Genomic DNA, 6,333 nt, shown 5'->3' on the forward strand with positions numbered 1-6,333 from the left:
CATTGATAGTAATGGTCGGATCGAGAGATGAATATATACGGCTTCCTTAAGTCTCTCGGTATTGCTGACCCTAGCGGTTCCGGCTGGTTAGCAGTAGTATTCACGTTTTTAATGGCTTGTGTCGTAACATGGCATTTGATCCCAAAAGTGCGTAAATTCGCCTTAAGGGTAGGTTGGGCTGACCAACCAAACGCACGACGGCTTAATAAAGAACCTTTACCGAATGCGGGCGGCTTGGCAATTTACGCAGGAGTGATTGCCGCAATGGTACTAGCTAGCCTCTTACGACCTATTGAAGTCCAACACGTATTGGCTCAGGTACTGACTATTCTTTTAGGCGGTTCCATACTAGTTCTTGTTGGCTTTATCGACGATCAGTTCGGTTTACCCCCATCTGTTCGCATGTTAATTCAATTACTTACAGCTCTTTTGCTGGTTGCTAATGGCATCCGTATTGAAGTAACTTTTGGTACACCTGTAGACTCCTTACTATCAACCTTACTAACAGTATTTTGGGTAGTAGCAATTACTAACGGCATCAATTTGATGGACGGAATGGATGGTTTGGTAGGAGGTATCGGTTTTATCACTGCTATGAGTTTGTTAGCTGTTTCAGCACAATTTGATAATCGTGCAGCAGCGACACTAGTTCTAGCAGCATTAGGTGGTGCAGCGTTAGGCTTCTTGCGTCACAACTTTCACCCTTCCCACATTATCATGGGCGATGCTGGAGCTTACTTTTTTGGCTATGTGCTTGCAGCAACCAGCATTTTAGGAAAACTCCAAGTTAACACAGTCTTATCGTTGATCCCCCCGGTTTTATTTCTTCTATTACCAGTATTAGACACAACACAAGTGGTTGTACGACGGCTGATGGCAGGAAAAAATCCGATGAGTACTCCTGGAAAAGACCATCTGCATCACCGGTTGCTCGCTTGGGGTTTATCCCAGCGCCACGCCGCCCTTACCCTTTGGTCAATTACTTTGGTTTGTAACTTACTAGCAATGAGAATACAAGACATGACCTTGGGTGTAATTCTCACCACTACTATTAGTATTATTATCCTTTTAAGCTTTACTGTTTGGCAAAAGATAAGAGCAGCATAATGGGCATGGGGCATGGGGCATTAGGAACCGAGGATAAGAATTTTATAAATATCTTTACCGAGATTCTGCGCGCGACGAGAAACTAACGATACCCGAAGGGCTTCACGGGGAAGTTAAAAGTCAACGCTACTCAATTGAACCTTATTTTCCCCTCTTCCCTAGTTCTCTATCCTATGCCCCATCCCCTATGCCCCATGCCCGTTGCACTATCACATCACCATACCACCGTCAACATTAAAAACTTGTCCTGTGATGTATGCGGCTGCGGGATCGGCGGCGAGAAAACGTACCATACCAGCTACTTCTTCTGGTTGACCGTAGCGACCTAGGGGTATGAATTTGAGAATTTCTTCGGCGTTTATCTTACTTGTCATATCTGTGGCAATAAAACCAGGAGCTACAGCATTAACTGTGATACCGCGAGAAGAAAATTCTTTAGCAATGGTTTTGGTGAAGCCGATTACGCCTGCTTTGGCGGCACTGTAGTTTGCTTGTCCTGGATTCCCCATAAGCCCAGCAACGGAGGTAATGTTGATAATCCTTCCAGAGCGTTGCTTCAGCATGATTTTACTGACGGCGCGTGTACACAAGAAAACACCAGTAAGATTGAGATCAATAACGGCCTGCCAATCTTCAGGCTTCATACGTAGAAGTAAATTGTCGCGCGTAATACCGGCATTGTTGACTAAAATATCAACTCGATTAAACTTTTCTATCACATTGTTAAGCAGCGCTTCTACTTGATCTACTTTGGATACATCTGCTTGTAGGGCGATCGCACTTCCTCCTGCTTTTGTGATTGTATCGACGACTTCTTCCGCTGCGTTACTAGAATTGGCATAGTTAACAACTACATTTGCTCCCAAAGTGGCTAATTCTTGTGCGATCGCGCGTCCAATCCCCCGGGAAGCACCTGTCACAATTGCTACTTTTTCCCGTAAAGTTTGTAGATTCTCTGGCAGTAGTTCCATAAAAATTCCTATGATTGTTTTTACCGCGTTAACCATCATAGGGCGACACTGCACCAATAAAAAACAATAACGACATTCCCCCAGATCAGCTTTGGCAAGAACTACTATGGAAATCAAACAATAAAAAATTGGTGCGTGTCACATGTCTACAAAAAAGCAATTCAACACCTTTGAAGAAATGCTCTCGGGTTCTGATCTACCTGTGTTAGTAGATTTTTACGCTGACTGGTGTGGACCTTGTCAAATGATGGTTCCGATTTTAAAACAAGTCAACGCCCAGCTACAGGGTCGCTTGCGAATTGTCAAAATTGATACTGAAAAATACCCTCAACTGGCAACACAGTATAAAATTGAAGCTTTACCAACACTAGTGCTGTTTAAAGGTGGTCACCCAGTTGATAGAATCGAGGGCGTGGTACAGGCCCAGCAATTAGTACAGCATTTAAAAAGCATAATATAACAAATTGGGCATGGAGCACCCCTGCGGGGAAGTCAAAATTGGGTAAGATTTGTCTTTTTTCCTCCCCTGCTCCCCTGCTCCATGCTATTGTTCTACAACTAACCTAGCCGGGATACCCCGCCACTCACTCTCTGATGGTAGTACTTCACTTTTCATGAGGAGTGATAATGCGTCGAGTTTAGAGCCAGCCTCCATCACAGAATCATACAACACTACAGAGCGTGGTCCGACAGTGCAACCTTGACCGATCTTGACTGTAGACATTTTCATAACCCGATCCTCAAACAAGTGAGTTTGAAGCGATGTTAAATCAGCGATCGCAGCGTTAGCACCAACATGGATAGGTGCTTGATACAACCAACTATCTTTGATCACGAAGGGATGTAGTTCGACATTTTAGCCAATGGTAGCTCCATCATCGATAGTGATTAGGTCGGGCAGATGCAAGTTCTCTGTACCTTTATGAACAATTAACAGGGAGTAGCATAATTTCAGAGAAATAACCTCTGTCGCATGAGTAAAAAAAAATAAACACTCTTCAGATAGAACTATTGTCTGCTTAGGATATAATAAGCTGTACCACGACAGTGCATACCTGGAGCAGTTAGCAATGAATGGCACCAAACACTGTTTATTGTTTCATTGCTGCCTTAGGACATGCCTGATGCATTGACAAAACCCAAAGACTTGAGGAACAAAAGTCAAAAACCTTCCTCATGTAGTGCAGGTTATCCTAAGGAGGAACTAGATATGCTAAAGCAACTTCTGACAGGTAGTTATGTTCTCGGTTTATTACTTGTCGGTGGCTTGTCCGCACAAGCACAAGTAAACCAATCTTCGCCATCTCAAGCGCCAGGAGTTACCCAACCCTCCTCTTTACCTTCCCCATCTCAAGCGCCAGGAGCAACCCAGTCACAAATTAGCCCTGACGATCTCCAAAAATTTGCCCGCAGTATAAAACAGTTGCGAGTGATTCAGCAAGGCGAGAAACAGCAGATAGTGCAGCTTATTACCAAGTCAGGGCTAACCGGAGAAAGATTTATAGAAATTTATCAGGCACAGAAAACTCCTACACAACAACCAAAAAAAGCGATAACCCAAACAGAACAGCAGCAATTCAACACAGCTTACTCAAAAATTAGAGAAATTCAGCAACAAACTCAGCCAAAGAAAGAGCAGGCTGTTCAAAAAGAAGGGCTACAACCATCACGCTTCAACCAAATTCTTGAAGCAGTAAGACAAGATACAACGCTCCAACAGAAAGTTCAACAGATGATTCAGCAATAAAAAGGAGTCACAAGCCAGAATTCAGGAGTCAGAATCAAATACTGACTCCTGAATTCTTTTCTTATGTGTTAAATACGTTCAAAACTCTTAATCCAGTTAGAAGTACTTATAACCTTACTAAAAAATGGATATTGCGCTACCAAGGTTGCTCTATGAAGTTCTTCATCAGTAGCAGCATCAGTATCACTTTTGAAAGCGAGGGTTCCTGTTGCATCACTTAGGAATTCCACAGAAAAACCAAGATGTGAAGCTTGTCTAGCCGTCGTGTCACAGCAAACTTGAGTCATATATCCAGAGATTACAACTGTGTCAATTTCCCATTTTCTCAACCAAGCTTCTAGCTTCGTGTTCGTGAAACTCCCTGGCAAATTTTTTTCAATTAAAAGATCGTGAGGACGTTTGATAATTTCAGGGTGAAGTTCCCATTCAGGACTCCCCTTTCTAAAGATGGGCGAATCTGCGTCTGGTTGAGTGTGCTGGACAACCACAACTGGGATGTTTTGTAAAGATGCAGTATTCATTGTCTCGAGAATCTTATCCAAACTTCCTGAAGGATAAGTGACTGGTAGCTTACCAGTAAAGTATTCATTTTGGACGTCGATAGATCTTGAGTGTATTGCCCGGCATAGACTAGATTGGCATGAATAAAGTTGACAGGGTTATTAATTTCATGAGCAACACCAGCAACTAGCTGTCCAAGACTAGACATTTTTTCGGACTGAATGAGTTGGATTTGAGCTTGTTGCAACTTTTGCAAAGTTGTTTCAGCTAACAAAGCTTTTTCTCTCTCCCGCATTTCTGCTTGCTTACGTGCAGTAATGTCGATTAATGATCCAGATAATCCCTCTTGGCTTGTGTCTAGATTAGATAACTTTGTCCAACGAGCTGATAATTCTAGGTAAATAATTTCACCTGTTTTGTCATAAAATCGCAGTTCTTGTTTATTTCTGAGCAATTTACCTTTTTGTTGAGTAATATTATCGATTAGTTCTCGACCGCTTAATTGAGTAAACAAACTCTGGAAAATAGGCTGATCGTCTACATGAATAAAATTAATAATCGATTGTCCCAAAGAGTCTGTATGGCTATAGCCAAGAATATCTGTCCACGCATAGTTAAGAAAGATAAACTCTCCTTTTTCATTGCTCTGAAATACAATCTCTTGCAAACTCTCAACTAGTTCTCGATAACGCCGTTCTGATTCTGCAAGCTTTTCGATTAAGCGGTATTGAATCTGAGTATGAAGTTCTTTGTTGGGATCAATATCAGATGTCATGTAGCAATTTTGAGTTGATTTAGTAGTTGTGCATGGGAAATTACATTTGCATAAAGAGGGAATATATTCTCGCAGTAAAAATTCTGTTCAAAATTCGTTCGAGCAGAGGTACAGTCAGAGAGAATTGTTACCCGATAACCACTTTCATAAGCCGCACGACCTGTTGAATCAATACAAATTGAGGTTACAGTTCCAGCTAAAACAACATCCGTAATCTGTCGTTGTTTCAATATTAGATCTAGCTGAGTAGAAGAGAAAGCATTCAATCCACGTTTACCGGAGACCTCTATAATCCGTTCTTTGAAAGGCAATAACTCAGAAACAATTTCTGCGCCCTTTGTACCAGCTTGAAAAGCACCAACTTCCTTAATGATTTTCAATATGCCTACTGAATAAACTATTTCCTCATAGTTAGGAGTAAATATAATTGGTGTTGCAATCAATAAGACAGGAGTTGGCAGTAATTGTTCAATTAAATCTACTGTATTCGCTAAAACATTTGTAACTTGGGATGACTCCTCTACCACATTATGTAAAATGCCATCTACAGCAAAGTAGTCATTTTGATAACCAATTAATATCAATGCTGTTTTTTGTGGGTTCATTATAGTTACCTTTTACATAGTCAAATGTGGGCAGACTACTTTAAGGGCCTGATATTAAGATAAGGTAGAACACCTATAAACAGGATAAGGATCTTGCAAAGGTGTAACTAAATTTTTCAGTGATATCCATTAGTCTTTTTTTAGACGAAAATATATTTTTGTCTAATTTTTAAGATAGGTCTAATTATAACATTTGTAAAGAACTGTAGAAACGTTGATCACAATGTCTCTACAAAAAATGAAATTCGTTGATTGTTTGACTCACATACAAAATGCCCTCACGCCTATCCCCTCTCGTAAACTCGGGAAAGGGGATAGGCGTGAGGGCGAGAGTATATGAGATACAGCTTATAACCGCTATATTTCAAGGTGTAAACAAGCAGTTACACAAATCATCTTTCAATATGAGTTCTGTACTACAGTGTTAAAGATTGAGGATTTATTTCAATCAACTTCGCCAAATCTTGTAAAAATGCGGCAGCATGAGCACCGTAAATAATACGGTGATCACAGGTAATATTTACCTGCATTTGTTGCCTTATTCCAAACAAACCGTTCGATGTTGCTACGACTTGTGGACGAGATGCACCGATCGCAATAATCGAACCTTGTCCAGGCGGCAAAATG

The 6,333-nt window shown here is 41.2% G+C and carries 9 protein-coding genes; 3 read left to right on the top strand and 6 right to left on the bottom strand.

What is annotated here, in order from left to right:
• Window positions 1-27 precede the first annotated feature (27 nt).
• Window positions 28-1,107 carry an MraY family glycosyltransferase gene (locus G4P69_RS28010; protein WP_208352734.1) on the top strand — a complete coding sequence of 360 codons (1,080 nt, stop codon included), beginning with the start codon at window positions 28-30 and terminating at the stop codon, window positions 1,105-1,107.
• Between the two features lie 209 nt (window positions 1,108-1,316).
• Here the strand turns inward: G4P69_RS28010 and fabG are convergent, their stop codons facing one another.
• Complete coding sequence (gene fabG / locus G4P69_RS28015) at window positions 1,317-2,078, bottom strand: 3-oxoacyl-[acyl-carrier-protein] reductase (protein WP_208346005.1); 762 nt, start codon at window positions 2,076-2,078, stop codon at window positions 1,317-1,319.
• A 142-nt stretch (window positions 2,079-2,220) separates the two neighbouring features.
• On the opposite strand from fabG, the gene trxA reads away from it, so the two are divergent.
• Complete coding sequence (gene trxA / locus G4P69_RS28020) at window positions 2,221-2,538, top strand: thioredoxin (protein WP_208346004.1); 318 nt, start codon at window positions 2,221-2,223, stop codon at window positions 2,536-2,538.
• Window positions 2,539-2,622: 84 nt separating this feature from the next.
• On the opposite strand, the gene G4P69_RS28025 is transcribed toward trxA, so the two are convergent.
• On the bottom strand, window positions 2,623-2,913 hold the full coding sequence (locus G4P69_RS28025) for a hypothetical protein (protein WP_243902764.1): 291 nt from the start codon (window positions 2,911-2,913) through the stop codon (window positions 2,623-2,625).
• 282 nt (window positions 2,914-3,195) lie between these two features.
• On the opposite strand from G4P69_RS28025, the gene G4P69_RS28030 reads away from it, so the two are divergent.
• Window positions 3,196-3,825: a DUF4168 domain-containing protein gene (locus G4P69_RS28030; RefSeq protein WP_243903083.1), complete on the top strand. Its 630-nt coding sequence runs from the start codon at window positions 3,196-3,198 to the stop codon at window positions 3,823-3,825.
• Between the two features lie 68 nt (window positions 3,826-3,893).
• Here G4P69_RS28030 and G4P69_RS28035 read toward each other — a convergent pair whose 3' ends face one another.
• From G4P69_RS28035 to G4P69_RS28050, 4 genes are all read right to left on the bottom strand, one after another.
• Window positions 3,894-4,367 carry an isochorismatase family protein gene (locus tag G4P69_RS28035; RefSeq protein WP_243902854.1) on the bottom strand — a complete coding sequence of 158 codons (474 nt, stop codon included), beginning with the start codon at window positions 4,365-4,367 and terminating at the stop codon, window positions 3,894-3,896.
• On the bottom strand, window positions 4,343-5,101 hold the full coding sequence (locus G4P69_RS28040) for a PAS domain S-box protein (protein WP_208352736.1): 759 nt from the start codon (window positions 5,099-5,101) through the stop codon (window positions 4,343-4,345). The genes G4P69_RS28035 and G4P69_RS28040 overlap by 25 nt, the downstream gene beginning before the upstream one ends.
• Entirely contained in the window at window positions 5,098-5,706 is a 609-nt protein-coding gene (locus G4P69_RS28045; protein ID WP_208346360.1) for a cysteine hydrolase family protein, read from the bottom strand. Before G4P69_RS28045 ends, G4P69_RS28040 begins: the two co-directional genes overlap by 4 nt.
• A gap of 416 nt (window positions 5,707-6,122) precedes the next feature.
• The coding region (locus tag G4P69_RS28050) for a 2-oxo acid dehydrogenase subunit E2 (protein WP_208352738.1) at window positions 6,123-6,333 on the bottom strand (211 nt) is incomplete at its 5' end.

The organism is Aetokthonos hydrillicola CCALA 1050, from assembly GCF_017591665.1.
Taxonomy (GTDB): domain Bacteria; phylum Cyanobacteriota; class Cyanobacteriia; order Cyanobacteriales; family Nostocaceae; genus Aetokthonos; species Aetokthonos hydrillicola.

What these genes read in the sequence shown, in the direction of transcription:
- fabG (WP_208346005.1), bottom strand. Translation starts at nt 2,078, where the DNA reads ATGGAACTACTGCCAGAGAATCTACAAACTTTACGGGAAAAAGTAGCA.
- G4P69_RS28045 (WP_208346360.1), bottom strand. Translation starts at nt 5,706, where the DNA reads ATGAACCCACAAAAAACAGCATTGATATTAATTGGTTATCAAAATGAC.
- G4P69_RS28010 (WP_208352734.1), top strand. Translation starts at nt 28, where the DNA reads ATGAATATATACGGCTTCCTTAAGTCTCTCGGTATTGCTGACCCTAGC.
- trxA (WP_208346004.1), top strand. Translation starts at nt 2,221, where the DNA reads ATGTCTACAAAAAAGCAATTCAACACCTTTGAAGAAATGCTCTCGGGT.
- G4P69_RS28030 (WP_243903083.1), top strand. Translation starts at nt 3,196, where the DNA reads ATGCCTGATGCATTGACAAAACCCAAAGACTTGAGGAACAAAAGTCAA.
- G4P69_RS28040 (WP_208352736.1), bottom strand. Translation starts at nt 5,101, where the DNA reads ATGACATCTGATATTGATCCCAACAAAGAACTTCATACTCAGATTCAA.